The sequence below is a fragment of the Pseudomonas sp. P4_D7 genome (genome assembly GCF_056401755.1).
This window is the reverse complement of record NZ_JBFUIR010000001.1, coordinates 118444-140041: the sequence shown is the minus strand read 5'-3', so window position 1 is coordinate 140041 and position 21598 is coordinate 118444. Positions and strand designations below refer to the sequence as shown.

General features: G+C 60.3%; 14 protein-coding genes. 10 read left to right on the top strand and 4 right to left on the bottom strand.

Annotation, left to right across the window (positions count from 1 at the left end; genetic code table 11):
* Positions 1-7: 7 nt before the first annotated feature.
* The 4 genes from etfB (at position 8) to AC1DVF_RS00580 (ending at position 8677) form a co-directional block, all read left to right on the top strand.
* Complete coding sequence (gene etfB / locus AC1DVF_RS00595) at positions 8-778, top strand: electron transfer flavoprotein subunit beta (protein ID WP_186619986.1); 771 nt, start codon at positions 8-10, stop codon at positions 776-778.
* 1144 nt (positions 779-1922) lie between these two features.
* Positions 1923-5375 (top strand): alpha/beta fold hydrolase, encoded by a 3453-nt coding sequence (locus AC1DVF_RS00590; RefSeq protein WP_477781868.1) that lies wholly within the window; start codon positions 1923-1925, stop codon positions 5373-5375.
* 164 nt (positions 5376-5539) lie between these two features.
* On the top strand, positions 5540-7408 hold the full coding sequence (locus AC1DVF_RS00585; RefSeq protein ID WP_477781867.1) for a c-type cytochrome: 1869 nt from the start codon (positions 5540-5542) through the stop codon (positions 7406-7408).
* Between the two features lie 24 nt (positions 7409-7432).
* On the top strand, positions 7433-8677 hold the full coding sequence (locus AC1DVF_RS00580; RefSeq protein ID WP_477781866.1) for a metallophosphoesterase family protein: 1245 nt from the start codon (positions 7433-7435) through the stop codon (positions 8675-8677).
* Between the two features lie 122 nt (positions 8678-8799).
* On the opposite strand, the gene gbcA is transcribed toward AC1DVF_RS00580, so the two are convergent.
* Positions 8800-10095, bottom strand: a complete 1296-nt coding sequence (gene gbcA / locus AC1DVF_RS00575) for a glycine-betaine demethylase subunit GbcA (RefSeq protein ID WP_093429906.1) — start codon at positions 10093-10095, stop codon at positions 8800-8802.
* A gap of 297 nt (positions 10096-10392) precedes the next feature.
* On the opposite strand from gbcA, the gene gbcB reads away from it, so the two are divergent.
* Positions 10393-11493 (top strand): glycine-betaine demethylase subunit GbcB, encoded by a 1101-nt coding sequence (gbcB, locus tag AC1DVF_RS00570; RefSeq protein ID WP_007911227.1) that lies wholly within the window; start codon positions 10393-10395, stop codon positions 11491-11493.
* 180 nt (positions 11494-11673) lie between these two features.
* On the opposite strand, the gene AC1DVF_RS00565 is transcribed toward gbcB, so the two are convergent.
* From AC1DVF_RS00565 to AC1DVF_RS00555, 3 genes are all read right to left on the bottom strand, one after another.
* Entirely contained in the window at positions 11674-12498 is an 825-nt protein-coding gene (locus tag AC1DVF_RS00565; protein WP_099757370.1) for an SDR family oxidoreductase, read from the bottom strand.
* Between the two features lie 151 nt (positions 12499-12649).
* A complete protein-coding gene (locus AC1DVF_RS00560; RefSeq protein ID WP_093429909.1) occupies positions 12650-13183 on the bottom strand; it encodes an REP-associated tyrosine transposase in 534 nt (177 codons plus the stop codon).
* Positions 13184-13497: 314 nt separating this feature from the next.
* Positions 13498-14538, bottom strand: coding sequence for a threonine aldolase family protein (locus AC1DVF_RS00555; RefSeq protein WP_093429910.1), 1041 nt, complete (start codon positions 14536-14538; stop codon positions 13498-13500).
* Positions 14539-14664: 126 nt separating this feature from the next.
* Between AC1DVF_RS00555 and AC1DVF_RS00550 the strand changes: the two genes are divergently transcribed.
* The 5 genes from AC1DVF_RS00550 to AC1DVF_RS00530 all read left to right on the top strand — a co-directional run bounded on the left by AC1DVF_RS00550 (position 14665) and on the right by AC1DVF_RS00530 (position 21532).
* A complete protein-coding gene (locus AC1DVF_RS00550; RefSeq protein WP_477781865.1) occupies positions 14665-15375 on the top strand; it encodes a TraX family protein in 711 nt (236 codons plus the stop codon).
* Positions 15376-15649: 274 nt separating this feature from the next.
* Positions 15650-16903, top strand: a complete 1254-nt coding sequence (gene glyA / locus AC1DVF_RS00545) for a serine hydroxymethyltransferase (protein WP_108225128.1) — start codon at positions 15650-15652, stop codon at positions 16901-16903.
* A gap of 20 nt (positions 16904-16923) precedes the next feature.
* Positions 16924-18174, top strand: coding sequence for a sarcosine oxidase subunit beta (locus AC1DVF_RS00540; RefSeq protein ID WP_034155011.1), 1251 nt, complete (start codon positions 16924-16926; stop codon positions 18172-18174).
* A 14-nt stretch (positions 18175-18188) separates the two neighbouring features.
* Positions 18189-18518, top strand: coding sequence for a sarcosine oxidase subunit delta (locus tag AC1DVF_RS00535; protein WP_007913119.1), 330 nt, complete (start codon positions 18189-18191; stop codon positions 18516-18518).
* A complete protein-coding gene (locus AC1DVF_RS00530; protein ID WP_477781864.1) occupies positions 18515-21532 on the top strand; it encodes a sarcosine oxidase subunit alpha in 3018 nt (1005 codons plus the stop codon). Before AC1DVF_RS00535 ends, AC1DVF_RS00530 begins: the two co-directional genes overlap by 4 nt.
* Positions 21533-21598 lie beyond the last annotated feature (66 nt).

Genomic DNA, 21598 nt, shown 5'->3' with positions numbered 1-21598 from the left:
AAACGCTATGAACACGAAAGTAATCAGTCTGGTTTCAATCGGCGCTCACCCTACTTCCGGGCGGCCACGCCGCGCTGATCAGGACGCGCGCGCCGTGGAACTGGGTCTGCAACTGGCTGGGGATAACCTGCAAGTGCTGCATGCCGGTGACGTTGCGGAAGCGGCGTTGCGCGCCTATCTGGGCATGGGTCTTGAGCAGATGCATGTGCTGGAGCAACCGGCTGGTGCCGATGCGCTGCCGGCGCTGACCGCGTATCTGCGTGATGCCGGTGCGCAGGTGGTGCTGACCGGCAGCCAGGCGGAAACCGGCGAAGGTTCGGGGATGTTGCCGTTCTTGCTGGCGGAAGGTCTGGGCTGGCCGCTGGTGGTGGGCCTAGCGCAGGTCGAGTCGATCAACGACGGCTCGGCGCTGGTGCTGCAAGCGTTGCCGCGCGGGCAGCGGCGTCGGTTGAAAGTGAAACTGCCGTTTCTGGCGACTGTGGATAACGCCGCGCCGAAACCTCGGCAGAGTGCTTATGGACCGGCGCGACGCGGGGTTTTGCAGGCTGAAGATGTGGAAGTTGTGGACGATGAGTTGTTGTCGGTTGCCACCCTGCAACCCGCCAAGCCACGGCCGAAACGCTTGAAGGTGATCAAGGCCAAGAGCGGGGCGGACCGGATGAAAGCCGCGACGGCCAAGGCCAGTGGGGGCGGGGGGCAAGTGCTCAAGGGTGTTACCCCTCAGGCCGGTGCTGAAGCGATCCTCAAGTTGCTGATTGAAGAAGGCGTTGTCCGCTGAAAAGCCCCTCACCCTAGCCCTCTCCCAGAGGGAGAGGCGACCGACCGAGTGGTATTGGCTAATTACATCGACCTGCGATTGCGCGGTGACCTTGGCTTGGCCAAGCCTGAGATCGCAATGTTCGTTCAGGTCGATGGAGTTCAAATAGGCGATTCGGTCGGCTCCCTCTCCCTCCGGGAGAGGGCTGGGCGGGCGGCGTTCCGATGAGGGTAGGCGGTTTACCCACAATCCCTGTTGGCGGATCTGTGGATAACGTGTTCGCCCATCCCTGCACCCCGTGCCAATCAAGCCCTACAGCCCTCCGATCAAAAAACAACCAGCCTAAGTCACGGATTTTCAGGGCTTTTTCGGCAGGATAACTCAGCAAGTTGCCCCCAATCTCTGTTGGCGCTTCTGTGGATAAGATGTTCGCTATCCGCTGCGAACCATACAGACCGTGGCTTTCAAAGATTTGATCAAAAAATAGTCAATTCATCTGTTTCCAAGGAAAACTCCCGCGCAAACCTCGATTTCACACAGCCTTCGGCGCTTTTCCACAGCACAGGCAAAGTTACCCCCGATCTCTGTTGGTGCTTCTGTGGATAACGTGTTTGCCATCCTCTGAAAGCCATGAAAAACGTGGCTTTCAAGCTTGTGATCAAAAAACAACCAATGCGTCTCGCAAACCGTCCTTCTGGATAAGTCACGATTTTTCTTCATAAATCAGCGGTTTATTTTTCCAGTCATCCACAGTTACCCCCATTTGCTGTGGGTGGCTATGTGGATAACTTGTTTGCCAAACCTTGCAAGCCCCGTCCGGCATAGTCCAAAGGGCAATTGATCACATTTCATACAGTTCTAAGACGTTGCCTTGACTTCGATTCCTGCGCTGTCTTCACTGCAATGGCACAAGGACAGCCGTCACTTATCCACATCAGGTTCTGGGAGAACGCATGATGGATAGTCAGCCGCACCGCCCCCCGCCCTCGCCACGCAAGCGCACGCTACGGCGCGCCGCCAATCAGCACGCTCGCCTGTAGCGCGCCCCACCCGCCAGACCGTTGTGCTGTCGCCGGACTTGATCCGGTGGCCAGGTGCCCGTTCGCCCATCGATTGCAGGCAACCGCAGAGTTGCCCCCATCTGCCTGATTAGAGGAACCACCTCATGACACGGATCGCAACGCCCATCAGCGAGATCAAGGAACACTACGATGTGATTGTCATTGGTTCAGGCTACGGCGGCGGCATCGCTGCCTCGCGCCTGTCCCGTGCCGGCAAACGTGTGTGCCTGCTCGAACGCGGTCGGGAAATCCAGCCCGGCGAATACCCCAACACCATGATCGCCGCCACCGAGGAACTGCAGGTGCATGACCCGGATGGCCATATCGGCTCGCGCACCGGGCTGTTCGATTTACATGTGAATGCCCAGCAGAACGTCGTGGTCGGTTGCGGCCTCGGCGGCACGTCGCTGATCAATGCCAACGTGGCCCTCGAACCGGAGCCGGGCGTATTCGATGATCCGCGCTGGCCGCAAGCAGTGCGTGAACACCGCGATACGCTGCTCAAGGACGGTTATGCCCGCGCCCGGGAAATGCTCAAACCCAATCCTTACCCGAACACTGCGCCGAACCTGCCCAAACTCGACGCCAACAAGAAATCAGCGGATTACCTCAAGCAAGGCGCGCATTTCTACAAGCCGCCGATCAACGTGACCTTCGACAAGCTGCCGAACAACCTCAACCATGTCGGCGTCGAGCAACTGCCGTGCAACCAGTGCGGCGACTGCGTTTCGGGCTGTAACAACAAGGCCAAGAACACCACGCTGATGAACTATCTGCCGGACGCCTGGAACCACGGCGCGGAGATTTTCTGCCAGGCCGAAGTGCGGCACCTGGAGCGTGATGGTGAAGGCTGGATCGTGCACTTCCAGTACCTCGACAGCGGGCGGGAGATGTTCAGCGCGCCGACGTTGTTCGTGAAGGCCGACATTGTCGTGGTCTCCGCCGGCACCCTCGGCTCCACGGAAATTCTTCTGCGCACGCGCGACAAAGGTGTGGTGATGTCCGCCCAGCTCGGCGAGAACATGAGCGGCAACGGCGACATCCTCGGCTTCGGCCACAACTGCGAGCAGACCATCAACGGCATCGGTTTCGGTGCGCACCCGGCCAAGGAACTGCACCCGGTCGGCCCGTGCATCACCTCGGTGATCGACATGCGCACCGAGGGCGATTGGCGCAGCCGCATGGTCATCGAGGAGGGCTCGATCCCCGGCGCGCTCGGCCGGCCGATGGTGCCGGCCATGGCCGGGTTTGCCGAGATGATCGGCGTGGCCACGGATGACAGCTTCAGCGGCAAGGTCAAATACAAGGCGCGTGAAGCGGAAAGCTTTCTGCGCGGCCCGTATTACGGCGCACTGCACAACATGCAGACTTACCTGATCATGAGCCATGACAGCGGCCAGGGGCGGATGGTCCTCGACAGCAAGGATCAACTGCGCATCGACTGGCCGGGCGTTGGCGAGCAGGAGAACTTCAAGCTCGGCAACGAACGTTTGCAGCAGAGCACCAAGGCACTGGGTGGCGTGTGGGTAGAGAATCCGATCTGGACCAAACTGCTCAAGCACAGCATCGTTTCAGTCCACCCGTTGGGCGGTTGCGTGATGGGTGAAGACGCGGCGCAAGGCGTGGTCAATCACAAGGGGCAGGTGTTCAGCGGTGCCAGCGGCACGGATGTTTACGCTAATTTGTACGTGACTGACGGCGCGGTGATTCCGACGTCGCTGGCGGTCAATCCGCTGCTGACCATCTCCGCGGTGAGTGAGCGCAACATGGGCTTGCTCGCCGCCGACCGTGGCTGGCAGATCGACTACACGCTGCCTTCGGCGCCGCGCAAACAGGTGGCGCCGCCAACCCTCGGCGTGCAGTTCACCGAAACCATGAAAGGCTATTTCTCTCGCGCCTTCACCGCGGCGCAAAGCACTGATCTGAAAGTCTACGAAGCGGCGGCCAAACGCGGTGAGGCGGACAATTCGCCGATCGACTTCACCCTGACCATCACCGCCAACGACCTCAACCGCATGATCAAGGAGCCCGAGCACGCGGCAACCATTGTCGGCACGGTGAATGCTCCGGCACTGTCGCCACAACCGCTGACCGCCAGCAATGGCGTGTTCAACCTGTTCGAGCAATTCGAGCAACAGGTCGATACGCGCCACATGAAGTACGACATGAGACTGACCGCCGAAGACGGCAACGACTATTTCTTCAGCGCCTTCAAAACCGTACCGGAAGACAACGGCGTGCTGAATATCTGGCACGACACCAGCACGCTGTACGTGACGCTATATCGCGGGCCGGACAAGACCGGTGAGGTGATCGGTTCCGGGGTGATGCACATACATCCGACCGATTTCGCCAAACAGATGACCACCATGAAAGTGCTCAATGCGCGTAACGAACGTGAGCGCATTGAAGGCTTGGCGCGGTTCGGCAAGTTCTTCGCCGGGATCCTCTGGGAGAGTTACGGCGGGGTGTTTGCCGGGGATATCTACTTCAATCCCGACGCGCCGCCACGGTTGAAACGGCCGCTGGATGCGCCGACGCCAGCGGTGCATTTCTTTCCCACCGAGGATGGCGTGGAACTGCGCCTGACCCGTTACCAGGCCGGCAGCAAAGGCCCGGTGATGCTGGTGCATGGCCTGGGCGTCGGCTCGAATATCTTTTCCACCGACACCATCCAGACCAATCTGCTGGAATATCTGTGCAAGCACGATTACGACGTGTGGTTGCTGGATTTCCGCGTGAGCATTTTGCTGCCGGCGAGCAAGAAAGAGTGGAACGGCGACCAGATTGCCCAATACGATTTCAAGGCTGCCATCGCGCAGATTCAGCAGCAGACCCAGGCCAAGGACGTGCAGTGCGTGGTGCATTGCTACGGCGCAACGACCTTCTTCATGTCGTTGCTCGCCGGTTTGCAGGGTGTGCGTTCGGTGGTCTGCTCGCAGATTGCCGCTGACACCGTAGTTGCCACTGCCACAGGGCTTAAGGCCGGATTGCACCTGCCGGGGATGCTCGATGCGATCGGCATCAAGTCGATGACCGCTTACGCCGACAGCAAGGAAAACTGGTTCAACAAGCTCTACGACAAGGCCCTCAACGGCTACGCGCGGATCGAGGCGCAGGGTTATTGCACCAACCCGGTGTGCCACCGCATCACCTTCATGTACGCGTCGCTGTATCGCCACGACACCCTCAACGAAACCCTGCACGACAACCTGCATGAGTTGTTCGGTGAGTCGAACATCGAAACCTTCGAGCACCTGGCGCTGATCGTGCGCAAAGGGCACCTGGTGGATTTCAAAGGCAACGATGTGTACATGCCGCACTTCGATCGCCTGACTATGCCGATCTGCTTCATCAGCGGTGCCGACAACCAGTGTTACCTGCCGGAAAGCACCCTCAAGACCTATCAGCGCTTGTGCGAAATGCATGGGCCGGAGCGCTATAGCCGGCAAGTGGTGCCGGGCTACGGCCACATTGACTGCATGTTCGGCAAGAACGCAGTGGTCGATGTCTATCCGATCATCCTTGAACACCTTGAGAAAACGGCCCTCGGCTGACGTTAGACCGAGGCGACCGCTTCGCGAGCAGGCTCGCTCCCACAGGGTTTTGTGCCAGTCACAAAACCAGTGGGCATCCCCAATCCAATGTGGGAGCGAGCCTGCTCGCGAAAGCGGTGCATCTGGCACAACACCTCTCAGGTCTGCACAAGGAAATGGATGATATGGACAGCTACATCCGCTGGTTTCAACGCTTCATCTGGATAGGCATTGCAATGAACATGGTGTTCGCCATCCCCGCGCTGTTCGCGCCGGGGTTGCTGACATCGGTGGTCGGGCTGCCGCCGCAACTCTCTGACCCATGGCTGGAGAACGCCGGGATGCTGCTGGTCGGCATCAGCGTGTTTTACATGCCGTCGGGTTTCGACGCGCCGCGTTACGTGGTGCATTCCTGGTTGTGTGTGCTGACGCGATTGATCGCGGTGATTTTCTGGATTTATCTGATCAACACCAGCTCTCAAGGCTCGGTATTCGTGCCGATGTTGATGGGCGATCTGAGCTTCTTTCTGATCCTCGGCATTCTGCTCTACCTCGGCACCGCGCCGGAGAATCGCCCTTGGGCATTGCTTTGCGATGGCTGGCGCGAGTGGCGCGCGGCGTGGCAGCGGCAATGGCAGAGTCACGCCTTCAAGGTAGGCACGCTGTTTGTCGTCGCGGTGCTCGGTTTCATCGGTTACGAGACTTGGTATCAGATGCTGCGAGTGGTGCCGGAGCAGGAATACGCCTCCGACGAAGACCACTACAAGTACGCTGCCATCGGCCTCGGCATCGAAGCGCGCATCCCGTATTACCTGTTCGCCGTGCTGCCGCAGATGTGCCCGGAGAAAATGCCCAAACCCGGTGGCTGGGAGGTTTTCGGCTTCCTCTTTGAAAACGGCAAGGACCTGCCGATCGGCATGGCCAAGCGGCAGATCGGTTACCCGACGGTAGAGCCGAACTGCGCGCTGTGCCACACCGGCTCCTACCGCGCCAATGCCAGCGACGTCGCCGTCAATGTGCCCAGCGCGCCGGCCAACACCCTGCAACTGCAAGCCTTCCAGTGGTTCGCTTACGATTGCGCCAGCGATCCGAAATTCACCACCGACGCGGTGATGGCGGCGATCAACAGCAAGTTTCAGTTGGGCTTCTTCGAGAAGCTCTACAACCGCTACCTGATCATGCCGATGGCCAAAAGCGCACTGCTCAAGCAGAAGCAGGCCTACGCCTGGCAGAAGCTGCGTCCGCAACAAGGCCCGGGGCGCACCGACACCTTCAATCCGACGAAAATGGTCGTGTTCGGCTTCCCGGATGACTCGACGATCGGCACCGTCGACCTGCCGCAAGTATGGAACCAGAAACCCCGCGAATCGATGTACCTGCACTGGGACGGCAATAACAACAAGATCCACGAACGCAACTACGCCGCCGCGATGGCGGTGGGCGCGACGCCGGAATCGGTGTTGCCGCCGAGCTTCAACCGCGTGACCAACTGGCTGCTCGGGCACAAGGCGCCGGCGTGGCCGTGGGCGCTGGATCAGGCCAAGGTCGCCCAGGGCAAACCGATCTGGGAGGCCAACTGCGCGGCTTGTCATGACTTCGGGCGCGCCGATACCGGGCAGGTCACGACCAACATCGATCAGCTCGGCACTGATCCGCACCGGCTCGACTCGTTCACCACGGGGCTGGTCGCCGCGTTCCACACCTTCAAAAAACCGCCGTTCGATTTCGGCGCCTACCGCAAGACCCAGAGCTACAGCAATACGCCCACCGACGGCGTCTGGTTGCGCGCACCGTACCTGCACAACGGCTCGGTGCCGACCCTGTGGGACTTGCTGCAACCGCCGGAAAAACGTCCGCAGGTGTTCATCACCGGCTCGGATATTTACGACCCGGTCAACGTCGGTTTCGTCACCAGCGGCGCTCAGGCCAAAGCCTCGGCGGACTTCAAATACGACACGCGCCAGGAGGGCAATCACAACAGCGGCCACCTGTACGGCACGACGCTGTCGGACGACGACAAACGCGCGCTGATCGAATTCATGAAAACCCTGTGAACTTTACGGAAAGAGGATTACGCCATGTCACTGGTCAGTCATTGGGAACACGAGTACGACAAGGTCAAAGTGCGCATTCACGGCTTGTTCACGCGCATGGAAATGGCCTGGATGAAACTCATCAGCGAGCTGGAGCCGCAGGAGTTTCAGGCGATCATCAAGCTGCTGCAACGCGGACATGATCAGGCGCAGTACGTGCTGAAGAACGGCGAGTTGCCGGACGACGAACCGAGCGTACCCTGGGAGCTGTCCCACGGTCTGTCGATCCTGCGCATCGGCAACGCCGCACCGTTGCCGCAATCGCCCGATCAACTGGCGACCCGGGTGCTCAAGGACGGCAGCCTGCTCGGCTGTCGCAAGTGGGAACTGCTGGATCTGCTGTGGAGCGAGGCGCTGCTGAAGTGGATCGAAAACCTGCGCCATCACGCGACCTTCGGTACTGACCCGGCGGTGGTGCAAATGGATCGCGACGTGACCCTGGCGATTGCCGGCGACTGGGGCACCGGGCCGTTCGACAGTCATGCGCCGGCGGTGTCGGTGGCCAATCAGATGCAACTGGCCCAGGCCGATTTCACCATTCATTTGGGCGATGTGTATTACGCCGGCAGTCATTCCCAGGAAGACGTCGACATGGCCGGTTGGCCGATGGGTACGCATGGCTCGTTTACCCTCAATTCCAACCACGAGATGTACAGCGGCGCCCACGGCTACTTCAAGGAACTGGCCAAACGTTTTCCGGGGCAGCAGGGCACCAGTTACTTCGCCTTGATCAACGATGACTGGCTGGTGGTAGGGCTGGATTCTGCGTACGCGTCTGATGCGATGAATTTGTACATGGACGGCACTTTGAACGAGCCGCAGATCGCGTGGATGAAAGGCCTGCCAAAACGCAAAAAGCTCATGGTGCTCAGCCATCATCAGGGCTTCGATATTTCCGGGCACAACAAGACCGCGCTGTATCAACCGGTGTGCGATGCGCTGGGGCGTGAGCCGGATTACTGGTATTGGGGGCATCTACACAACGGCATCGTGTACGCGCAGCAGGGCGGTTTGCATGCGCGTTGTGCCGGGCACGGGGCCATTCCCTATGGCAATGCCAGTGAACTGGACGGGCATTCGCGGGTGTTGTGGTCGGAGACGCAGGATGCCAAGGACCCGGCATATCCGCTGCGGGTGTTGAACGGGTACGCAAAAATCAGGTTGGTGGGGGAGGAGATATTTGAGGAGTTTATTGGTGAGGATGGATCGGTGAGGTGGTCATCACACTGACTGATCGTTCCCACGCTCTGCGTGGGAATGCAGCCCGGGACGCTCTGCGTCCCAAAGGCCGAACGCGGAGCGTCCGTTGAGGCATTCCCACGCAGAGCGTGGGAACGATCAAGCAGAAGACATCAGCCCTGTACCGGGACACCTTTTAGGTACGGCGCAGGCTCGGCGCCGAGGTTGCTCAGCAAGCGCTCGCTGTACCAATCAACGAAGTTGACCACGCCAAACTCATAAGTCTTGGAGTAAGGCCCGGGCTGGTAGGCGGTGGAGTTGATCCCGCGCTGGTTCTCTTCGGCCAGACGACGATCCTGATCGTTGGTCGCGTCCCACACCTGGCGCATACGGTCGACGTCGTAATCCACGCCTTCCACTGCATCTTTGTGCACGATCCACTTGGTGGTGACCATGGTTTCCTGCGCGCTGATCGGCCACACGGTGAAGACGATGATGTGATCGCCCATGCAGTGGTTCCACGAGTGCGGCAGGTGCAGGATGCGCATCGAACCCAAATCCGGGTTCTTGATCCGGCCCATCAGTTTCGCGCAGCCCTGTTTGCCGTCGAGGGTCATCGACACGGTGCCCTTGAGCAGCGGCATGCGCACGATGCGGTTGCGCAGGCCGAAGCTGGCGTGGGCGTAAGGAATCTTCTCGGCTTCCCAGGCAGCGGCGGAGGCGGCGACGTGATCCTTAAACGCCTGATCGGCGCGCGGGTCGGTGACGTCGTCCCATTCCAGCAAGGTTTTCAGCAGTTCCGGGTGCGACGCGTTGCAGTGGTAGCACTCGCGGTTGTTTTCCAGCACCAGTTTCCAGTTGGCCTTTTCCATCAAGGTGGTGGTGATCGCCACCTTGGTGTTCTCCATGTCGTACGGTTCCATGTAATGGTTCAGCGTCGACAGGAAGTCATCAATGGCCGGCGGGTTCTCGGCCAGGCTGATGAAGATGTAGCCGCCGGCAGTCTTCACGTTCACCGGTTTGAGGCCGTACTGCTTCATGTCGAAGTCGGCGCCCATCTCGGTGCCGGCGAACAGCAGGCGACCGTCCAGCTCGTACGTCCACTGGTGGTAGTGGCAGACCAGTTTGGCAACCTTGCCTTTTTCGCTGGTGCACAGGCGCGAGCCACGGTGGCGGCAGACGTTATGGAACGCGTGCACCACGCCTTCGGCGCCACGGATGACGATGATCGGGTTTTTGCCGACCTGCAGGGTCAGGTAGTTGCCCTTGGCCGGGATCTCGCAGGTCATACCAGCGATCAACCACTCTTTCTGGAAGATCTCCTGCATGTCGATATCGAACAGCCGTTCATCGCTATAGAACGGCTGTGGCAGTGAAAAGGTGCGCTCGCGCTCTTGCAGCATTTGTGCGGTGGCCTTGCGTGCGGGTTCCAGCGGATCGCCCAGGCTGATTTTTGCGGTGACGTCCATCGATGTGATCCTCATGGCCATCTGCGTGGCCGGCGAAAAGTGGCTGATCAGGTGTGCTGCTAACGGTTGCTACGCAAGGTGTAAAGAATCTGTATTGGTGTTGGGGCGAGTGTGGGGCCGGCGCGGGGCGGAACCTTATCCATGGGCGACATGGTGCAATCTGTTCCCGACGCGCAACCCCCGGTGATTGGGGGCTGGTCGCGATAAGTATGCCGATGTCGCGGATAGGTAAACGGACGGTTCACGCTATACGCAGAATCGCCGACATGAGGCCGACAGTCGGCCGTGGAGAACAGCATGTCCAACAGCTTCCTGAATCCGGTCACCACCCAGACCTGGGCCAATGGCCGACACATCGTCCGTTGCGTCAAAGTCATCCAGGAAACCTGGGACGTGCGCACCTTCTGCTTTATGGCCGACCAGCCGATCCTGTTCTTCTTCAAGCCCGGGCAGTTCGTGACCCTGGAGCTGGAAATCGAAGGCCAGCCGATCATGCGCTCGTACACGATCTCCAGTTCGCCGTCGGTGCCGTACAGCTTTTCGGTAACGATCAAACGTGTACCGGGCGGCAAGGTCTCCAACTGGTTGCACGACACGCTGCATGAGGGGCAAGAGCTGGCGGTGCACGGGCCGGTTGGGCTGTTCAATGCCATCGATTTCCCGAGCCCGAAAGTGCTGTACCTCAGCGGCGGCGTCGGGATCACGCCGTGCATGTCGATGGCGCGCTGGTTCTACGACACCAACGCCAACGTCGACATGACCTTTATCCACAGCGCGCGCTCGCCGAAAGACATCATCTATCACCGCGAGCTGGAACACATGGCGTCGCGGATCGACAACTTCAGCCTGCACCTGATTTGCGAGAAGCACGGACTGGGCGAGCCGTGGGCCGGGTATCGCGGCTACCTCAATCACAAGATGCTCGAGCTGATGGTTCCCGACTTCCTTGAGCGCGAAGTGTTCTGCTGCGGCCCGACGCCGTACATGAACGCGGTCAAGCGCCTGCTGGAAGTGGCCGGTTACGACATGTCGCGTTATCACGAGGAATCCTTCGGCGCTACGCCACCGGAAGCTCGTGCCGATGCGGTGGAGCAGGCGGAGCAGGCAGCGGATGCACCGGAAATCGATGCAGCGGATCTGCATCAGGTCGAATTCACTTCGTCTGGCAAGAGCATTCGTGTGGCACCGGGTGAGACGGTGCATGCGGCGGCGGCCAAGCTTGGCTTGATGATTCCGAAGGCGTGCGGGATGGGGATTTGCGGCACGTGCAAGGTGTTGAAGCTGGGCGGCGAGGTGGAGATGGAACACAACGGCGGGATTACCGAGGATGACGAGGCTGAAGGGTTTATCTTGTCGTGCTGCAGTGTGCCTAAAGGGGATGTGCGAATCGATTTTTGAGTGGGGCGAATTTTTGCGCACGGCTTGCCCCTCACCCCAGCCCTCTCCCGAGGGAGAGGGAGCCGATTTTTGGGCTTTTCAAAATGTGAGTTCGGCTCGGTATTTCACGTCGGCGTAACTCTGATAAACACCACGGTCAGTCCCCTCTCCCTCTGGGAGAGGGCTAGGGTGAGGGGCTTTTCAGTCGATAAACAAATCCGTCATCAACGCCGCATTACTCCCCGGTTCAAACCGGTAATGCTCAAATTCGCCAACGCCGCTCTCCCGCAAAATCTCCTCATCAATCAACAACCGCCCGGTAATCTGCCGCCCGCTGCTATCCAGAATCACATGCGCCGCATCCGCCATGATCGCTGGCGTTCGCGCCTGCTTGAACGACTCCCGATTACCCAACTGAAATTCAATCGCCGCCGTCGCAATCATCGTCTGCGGCCACAACGAATTGACACTGATCCCGTAACTGGCAAATTCCTCGCTCATCCCGATCGTCAGCATGCTCATGCCGTATTTGGTCACGGTGTAAGGGCTGAACTGGGCAAACCACTTGCTTGCCAGATTCAGCGGGGGCGACAGGTTGAGAATGTGCCCGGCAGATTTCTTCAGATAAGGCAGGGCGGCCTGGCTGCACAGCAACACCGCGCGGGTGTTGATCTGATGCATCAGGTCGAAGCGTTTGAGCTCGATGTGTTGCACACCGGTGAGTTTGATCGCCCCGGCGTTGTTCACCAGTGCATCGATGCCGCCGAAATGATCGTTGGCCTGAGCCAGTGCCTGGCGTACGGCGTCTTCATCACGCACATCGACTTGCAGGGCTAAAGCCTTGCCACCCGCCGCTTCGACTTCGGCGGCGACGCTGTGGATGGTGCCGGGCAGTTTGGCGTGGGGTTCGGCGCTCTTCGCCGCAATCACGATATTGGCCCCGTCCCTCGCGGCCCGTAGCGCAATCTCGCGGCCAATGCCACGGCTGGCGCCGGTGATGAACAGGGTTTTGCCTTGTAACGACATGCCGATGCTCCTGCTTATTGTTATGTGAGCGGAGGGCTCGACAGACAATGTAGACCAAGTCTTCAGGTGCGAACGAGGAGGGCTGAGTGGGCGAGTTGATCGTTCCCACGCTCTGCGTGGGAATGCAGCCCGGGACGCTCCGCGTCCCATTTTAATACCAGCACTGAACCTCGATCAGCCCCGGCATTCCCGCGTAGTTCCTGGCACTCGAATAACGCCATTGTTCTGGCAAATCCACATATCCGCGTTTCACTGGGTTGTTGTGGATGTATTCAAGCTTCTGGCGCATCACCGATTCGCTATAAACCATCTCTGCGTGGGAGCCTTCTTGCCACAACTGGTAAACCCGGTCTTGCTTGTGCGCACGTTTGCTAAAGCGCAGACGTTGCAGGGCTTTGTCTGCACCTTTGCTTTGCAGATCATCAATAATCTTTCGAGCGGTGAATGACTTGAACTGACTGAGGCATTTGCTCAGGTCGGGTGCTTGGGCGACGAAGTGAAGATGGTTTTCCAGAATCACGTAGCCGTACAGCTTCAAGTCATGGTGGGTCTGTTGATAACGCCAGCAGTTGAGCAGGTGGTCGACGATGTAGGGACGGATAAACAGCGGCAGCCACTCCATGACCGTGCAGGTCAGAAAATGTGGCTTGTCGGTTTCGGTAAGGGTGTAGCGGCTGCGGCCCATGGGATTCTTCCTTGAATCTTGCGGTGCATTGGAGATGGAACGCGGAGCGTCCCGGGATGCGTTACCACGCGGAGCGTGGGAACGATCAGGATGAGTCGGGTGGCATGTTCTCGCTAGAAGAGAAGTCTGGTGTTGCGGTGGGAAAAATCATTCCCGATCGAAGATCGTCCCCACGCTCTGCGTGGGAATGCAGCCGTCGACGCTCCGCGTCATAGCGGTGTTAAGCATGTCGACAGTGGTGAGGCTGGAACGCGGAGCGTCCCGGGAGGCATTCCCACGCGGAGCGTGGGAACGATCAGTGTGCGGGAGTCAGGTCAGGCGGACATGACTTCGCGGATGTCGCGGGCCAGTTCGCGGACGCGTTCTTCTTCGGTGTCCCAGGAGCACATGAAGCGCGCGCCGCCCTTGCCGATGAAGGTGTAGAAGCGCCAGTTTTTTGCGGTCAGCGCGGCAATCGCCGGTTCCGACAGTTGCAGGAACACGCCGTTGGCCTGCACCGGGAACATCAATTCGACGCCTGGAATGTCGCTGACCAGCTCGGCCAGCAATTGCGCGCAGTGGTTGGCGTGGCGGGCGTATTTCAGCCAGGCGCCGTTTTCGAGAATGCCGACCCAGGGTGCCGAGAGGAAACGCATTTTCGACGCCAGTTGCCCGGCCTGTTTGCAGCGGTAATCGAAGTCTTCCGCCAGTTTGTGGTTGAAGAACAGGATCGCTTCACCCACGGCCATGCCGTTCTTGGTGCCGCCGAAGCACAGCACATCGACGCCGGCCTTCCAGGTCAGATCCGCTGGCGAGCAGCCGAGGAAGGCGCAGGCGTTGGAGAAACGCGCGCCGTCCATGTGCAGGTGCAGACCCAGCTCTTTGCAGGTGGCGCTGATGGCGCGGACTTCTTCCGGGGTATAGACACTACCGACTTCAGTGGCTTGGGTCAGGGTGACCACACGCGGTTTCGGGTAATGGATGTCCTGGCGCTTGAGCGCGACTTCGCGGATCGATTGCGGGGTGATCTTGCCGTTTTCGGTGCCGGCGATCAGCAGTTTCGAGCCGTTGGAGAAAAATTCCGGGGCGCCGCATTCGTCGGTTTCGACGTGGGCGGTTTCCGAGCAGATCACGCTGTGGTAACTCTGGCACAGCGACGACAGGGCCAGCGAGTTGGCGGCGGTGCCGTTGAAGGCGAAGAACACTTCGCAGTCGGTTTCAAACAATTGGCGGAAATGGTCGGCCGCGCGTGCGGTCCATTCATCGTCGCCATACGCGCGCTGGTGGCCGTGGTTGGCCTGTTCCATCGCAGCCCAGGCTTCAGGGCAGATTCCGGAATAGTTGTCGCTGGCGAATTGTTGGCTCTTGTCGGTCATGGCCGGCTTCCGTGGTCGAGACTCTTGTGAAGGCTCGTGGTCAATGAGGGTGCGCACTTTACCGAAGATCTTCCGGGGAGCACACGGGATGTCACGTTCAGGAAATTACCAGTTTGTAGGACGATTATGCACCTGAGCAAACGCGACGGCGCACTGGATCTGCTCAAGTGGCTGGCGCTCCTGTGCATGTTGCTCGATCACCTGCGATATGCCGGGTTCTCCGCCGATTGGCTGTATGTGCCTGGGCGGCTGGCGTTTCCGTGGTTTTGCCTGGCGATGGCGGCGAATCTGGCGCGCGACGGGTCGCGGAGGATGGAATGGCGCTATCTGGGCTGGTTGATGCTGTTCAGTGCAGTCAGTGAGATTCCCTATCGGCTGTACATTCCTGAGCCCGATACGTTGAACGTGATGCCGACGCTGGCGTTGGGCTTGCTGGTGGCGCGGGGGTGGCAGGATCCCTCGAGCATGTCGCGATTGCTCGGTGTTGCTGCGCTGGTGTTGGCCGCCATGTTTCCGGAACGACTGATGTTCGGTTTGTTCGGGATTCTGTTGCCGCTGGCGATGCTGCTGGTATTTCGCCGGCCGTGGTATTTCAGCCTGCTGCCGGGGTTGGTGAGTTTGGCGGCCAACCAATGGCAAGTCCTGTACGACTCGGCGAGGTTCGGCAGTAGCGTCGCCATTCTTGGCATTGCCACCTGTCTGTTTGCGCCAATGCTCGGAATGTTCCTGTTGCGACATGTGCGACATCTCCAGCCACCCCCCATGCGCCGTTGGGCGTATGCATTCTATCCCGCACATTTCCTCCTGCTGCTCGCCATCCGCGCGGCATACACCTGACCCCTGTGGGAGCGAGCCTGCTCGCGAAGAGGCCGGCACATCCAACATAGAAGTTGGCTGACCGACCGCTTTCGCGAGCAGGCTCGCTCCCACAGGGGATCTGCGGCGTTTCGAAGAGAGCATTTCAGGCCATGTCGTAAACGCACCTTTGCGTGGCGCGCGCAGGCATTTGAGCTGTCTGCGCCGGTCATACCATCGGCATCAAAGGGCACTGCCTTCAATGCCAGTGCCTTACCGAGACGAATGGCGCACAGATGCCGCTGGGAGAGACGCGATGTTCAGCAAGCAAGACCAGATCCAGGGTTACGACGATGCACTGCTGGCGGCGATGAATGCCGAGGAGCAACGTCAGGAAGATCACATCGAGCTGATCGCGTCGGAGAACTACACCAGCAAACGCGTCATGCAAGCGCAAGGCAGCGGCCTGACCAACAAATACGCCGAAGGTTATCCGGGCAAGCGCTACTACGGTGGCTGCGAGCATGTGGATAAAGTCGAAGCGCTGGCCATCGAACGCGCCAAGCAACTGTTCGGCGCCGATTACGCCAACGTCCAGCCGCACTCCGGTTCTTCGGCCAACAGCGCCGTGTACCTGGCGCTGATCCAGCCGGGCGACACCATCCTCGGCATGAGCCTGGCCCACGGCGGGCACCTGACCCACGGCGCCAAGGTGTCGTCTTCGGGCAAGCTCTACAACGCCGTGCAGTACGGTATCAACACCGACACCGGGCTGATCGATTACGACGAAGTCGAGCGTCTGGCCGTCGAGTGCAAGCCGAAAATGATCGTCGCCGGGTTCTCCGCGTACTCCAAGACCCTCGACTTCCCGCGCTTCCGTCAGATCGCTGACAAGGTCGGTGCGCTGCTGTTTGTCGACATGGCCCACGTTGCCGGTCTGGTCGCCGCCGGTCTGTACCCGAACCCGCTGCCGTACGCCGACGTGGTCACCACCACCACGCACAAAACCCTGCGCGGTCCACGTGGCGGCTTGATCCTGGCCAAGTCCAACGAAGAGATCGAGAAGAAGCTCAACGCTGCCGTGTTCCCTGGCGCCCAGGGCGGCCCGCTGATGCACGTCATCGCCGGTAAAGCCGTGTGCTTCAAGGAAGCGCTGGAGCCAGGCTTCAAGGCGTATCAGCAACAGGTGATCGACAACGCTCAGGCGATGGCCAGCGTGTTTATCAAGCGTGGCTACGATGTAGTGTCTGGCGGCACCGACAACCACTTGTTCCTGGTCAGCCTGATCCGTCAGGGCCTGACCGGCAAAGACGCCGACGCCGCCCTCGGCCGCGCGCACATCACCGTCAACAAGAACGCCGTGCCGAACGACCCGCAATCGCCGTTCGTGACCTCGGGCCTGCGCATCGGCACCCCGGCCGTCACAACTCGCGGCTTCAAGGTGACCCAGTGCGAAGTGTTGGCCGGCTGGATCTGCGACATCCTCGATAACCTCGGCGATGCCGATGTCGAGGCCAATGTTGCCCAGCAAGTGTCGGCCCTGTGCGCTGACTTCCCGGTTTACCGCTGAGCGTTCTGGAGTAAATGACTATGCAACGCTATTCGGGCTTCGGCCTCTTCAAACACTCCCTCAGCCACCACGAAAACTGGCAGCGCATGTGGCGCACGCCAACGCCGAAGAAGGTCTACGACGTGGTCATCGTCGGCGGCGGCGGGCACGGTCTGGCGACTGCCTACTATCTGGCCAAAGAACACGGCATCACCAACGTCGCCGTGGTCGAGAAGGGCTGGCTGGGCGGCGGTAACACCGCGCGCAACACCACCATCGTGCGGTCCAACTACCTGTGGGACGAGTCGGCGCACCTCTACGAACACGCGATGAAATTGTGGGAAGGCCTGTCGCAGGATCTCAACTACAACGTGATGTTCTCCCAGCGTGGCGTCTACAACCTGTGCCACACCCTGCAGGACATCCGTGATTCCGAGCGTCGGGTCAGCGCCAACCGCCTCAACGGCGTCGATGGCGAACTGCTCAACGCCAAGCAGGTCGCTGACGAGATTCCGTACCTCGACTGCTCGAAAAACACTCGCTACCCAGTGTTGGGCGCGACCGTTCAGCGTCGCGGCGGCGTTGCCCGTCACGATGCCGTGGCCTGGGGCTTTGCCCGTGCCGCTGACGCCCTCGGTGTCGACTTGATCCAGCAGACCGAAGTGATCGGCTTCCGCAAGGAAAACGGCGTGTGCATCGGTGTGGAAACCAACAAGGGTTTCATTGGCGCCAAGCGCGTCGGTGTGGTCACGGCCGGTAACTCCGGGCACATGGCCAAACTCGCCGGTTTCCGTCTGCCGATCGAATCCCACCCGCTGCAAGCGCTGGTGTCCGAGCCGATCAAACCGATTATCGACAGCGTGATCATGTCCAACGCGGTGCACGGTTACATCAGCCAGTCTGACAAGGGCGATCTGGTGATCGGCGCCGGTATCGACGGCTACAACGGCTACGGCCAGCGCGGTTCGTATCCGGTGATCGAGCACACCATCCAGGCCATCGTCGAGATGTTCCCGGTGCTGTCGCGGGTACGCATGAACCGGCAGTGGGGCGGCATCGTCGACACCACGCCGGACGCTTGCCCGATCATTTCGAAAACCCCGGTCCCGAACATGTTCTTCAACTGCGGTTGGGGCACCGGCGGCTTCAAGGCCACACCTGGCTCGGGCAACGTGTTTGCCGCGAGTCTGGCCAAGGGTGAAATGCACCCGTTGGCCGCCCCGTTTTCCATCGACCGTTTCCACAACGGCGCACTCATCGACGAACACGGCGCTGCTGCCGTCGCCCACTAACAGGAGAAATCCCCATGTTGCATATCTTCTGTCCTCACTGCGGCGAACTGCGCTCCGAAGAGGAATTCCACGCATCCGGTCAGGCGCACATTCCGCGCCCGCTCGACCCTGGCGCCTGCACCGACGAGGAGTGGGGCGACTACATGTTCTTCCGCGATAACCCGCGCGGTCTGCACCACGAACTGTGGGATCACGTTGCCGGTTGCCGCCAGTACTTCAACGTCACCCGCGACACCGTGACCTACGAGATTCTCGAAACCTACAAGATCGGCACCAAGCCGCAATTCACCGACAAGGCTGATTCGGCGAAAACAGCCACGACGGCGCTGGGAGAGAAGGTATGAGCCAGACCAATCGCCTGTCCAACGGTGGACGGATCGACCGCAACAAAGTGCTGAGCTTCACCTTCAACGGTCAGAGCTACAAAGGCTTCGAGGGTGACTCGCTGGCCGCCGCACTGATCGCCAACGGCGTCGACATCATTGGCCGCAGCTTCAAGTATTCGCGTCCTCGCGGGATCTTCGCCGCCGGTGCCGAAGAGCCGAACGCGGTGCTGCAGATCGGTGCTACCGAAGCCACGCAGATTCCCAACGTGCGCGCCACGCAACAGGCGCTGTATCAAGGTCTGGTTGCGACCAGCACCAACGGTTGGCCGAGCGTCAACAACGACATGATGGGTATTCTCGGCAAGGTCGGCGGCAAGCTGATGCCGCCGGGTTTCTACTACAAAACCTTTATGTACCCGCAGTCGTTCTGGATGACCTACGAGAAGTACATTCGTAAGGCTGCCGGTCTGGGCCGTTCGCCGACCGAGAATGATCCGGACACCTACGACTACATGAACCAGCACTGCGACGTGCTGATCGTCGGTGCTGGCCCGGCCGGTCTCGCCGCTGCCCTGGCCGCTGCGCGCAGCGGTGCCCGAGTGATTCTTGCCGATGAGCAGGAAGAGTTCGGTGGCAGCCTGCTCGATTCCCGCGAAAGCCTCGACGGCAAACCGGCGATGGACTGGGTCGCCAGCGTCATCACGGAACTGAAGAACACCCCGGATGTGCTGCTGTTGCCGCGCGCCACGGTCAACGGTTACCACGACCACAACTTCCTGACCATTCACGAACGCCTCACCGATCACCTCGGCGACCGTGCGCCAATCGGTCAGGTGCGTCAGCGTATTCACCGTGTTCGCGCCAAGCGTGTGGTGCTGGCGACCGGTGCTTGCGAGCGTCCGCTGGTTTACGGCAACAACGATGTGCCGGGCAACATGCTTGCCGGTGCGGTGTCGACTTACGTGCGTCGTTACGGCGTAGCACCGGGCAAGAAGCTTGTCCTCAGCACCAACAACGATCACGCCTACCGCGTGGCACTGGATTGGCTCGACGCCAGTCTGCAAGTGGTGGCCATCGCCGATGCGCGCAGCAATCCGCGTGGTGCGCTGGTGGAAGAAGCCCGCGCCAAAGGCATCCGCATTCTCACCGGCAGCGCCGTGATCGAAGCCCGTGGCAGCAAGCGCGTCACCGCTGCTCGTATTGCCGCGATCGATGTCAAAGCGCACGCCGTGACCAGCCCGGGCGAATGGCTCGACTGCGATGTGATCGCCAGTTCCGGCGGTTACAGCCCGGTCGTTCACTTGGCCTCGCACCTCGGTGGCAAGCCGACCTGGCGTGAAGACATCCTCGGTTTCGTACCGGGCGAAGCACCGCAGAAGCGCGTGTGCGTTGGTGGCATCAACGGCGTGTACGGTCTCGGCGATTCGCTGGCTGACGGTTTTGAAGGTGGCGTGCGCGCTGCCGCTGAAGCCGGTTTCCAGACCGTCGAAGGCGTGCTGCCAAAAGCCCTGAGTCGTCTCGAAGAGCCGACGCTGGCGCTGTTCCAGGTGCCGCATGAAAAGAACACCGCACGGGCGCCGAAGCAATTCGTCGACCTGCAAAACGACGTGACCGCCGCCGCCATCGAACTGGCGACCCGCGAAGGTTTCGAATCGGTCGAACACGTCAAACGCTACACCGCGCTGGGTTTCGGCACCGATCAGGGCAAGCTCGGCAACGTCAACGGTCTGGCCATCGCGGCCCGCTCGCTGAACGTGACCATCCCGCAGATGGGCACCACCATGTTCCGTCCGAACTACACGCCGGTGACTTTCGGCGCCGTGGCCGGTCGTCACTGTGGGCACATCTTCGAGCCGGTGCGTTACACCGCGCTGCATGCCTGGCATGTGAAGAACGGTGCCGAGTTTGAAGACGTCGGTCAGTGGAAGCGTCCATGGTACTTCCCGAAAAACGGTGAAGACCTGCATGCCGCCGTGAAGCGTGAATGCAAAGCTGTGCGCGACAGCGTCGGCCTGCTCGACGCCTCGACCCTCGGCAAGATCGACATTCAAGGCCCGGATGCCCGCGAGTTCCTCAACCGCGTGTACACCAACGCCTGGACCAAACTTGACGTGGGCAAGGCTCGCTACGGTTTGATGTGCAAAGAAGACGGCATGGTCTTCGACGACGGTGTGACGGCGTGCCTGGCCGACAACCATTTCGTCATGACCACCACCACCGGCGGCGCGGCGCGCGTGCTGCAGTGGCTGGAGCTGTACCACCAGACTGAATGGCCGGACATGAAGGTTTACTTCACCTCCGTGACTGACCACTGGGCGACCATGACCCTGTCCGGGCCGAACAGCCGCAAGCTGCTCAGCGCCGTGACCGACATTGATCTGAGCAACGAAGCGTTCCCGTTTATGACCTGGAAAGAAGGTCTGGTCGGCGGCGTGCCTGCGCGGGTGTTCCGCATCTCGTTCACCGGTGAGCTGTCGTACGAAGTCAACGTGCAGGCCGACTATGCGATGGGCGTGCTGGAGAAAATCGTCGAGGCCGGCAAGCAGTACAACCTGACCCCGTACGGCACTGAAACCATGCACGTCCTGCGTGCCGAGAAGGGCTTCATCATTGTCGGTCAGGACACGGACGGCTCGATGACCCCGGACGACTTGAACATGGGCTGGTGCGTCGGTCGCACCAAACCGTTCTCGTGGATCGGCCAGCGTGGGATGAACCGTGAAGACTGCGTGAAGGATCAGCGTAAACAGTTGGTCGGCCTGAAGCCGATTGATCCGAATGTCTGGCTGCCGGAAGGCGCGCAATTGGTGTTCAACACCAAGCAGGCGATCCCGATGACCATGGTCGGCCACGTGACGTCCAGCTACGCGCACAACTCCCTCGGTTATTCGTTTGCCATGGGTGTGGTCAAGGGCGGTCTGAAGCGCCTCGGTGAGCGGGTGTTTGCACCGCTGGCCGATGGCAGCGTGATCGAGGCGGAGATTGTTTCTTCGGTGTTCTTTGATCCGAAGGGTGATCGCCAGAACATCTGACACTGATCGTTCCCACGCTCTGCGTGGGAATGCATCCCGGGACGCTCCGCGTCCCAAGAGCGGACG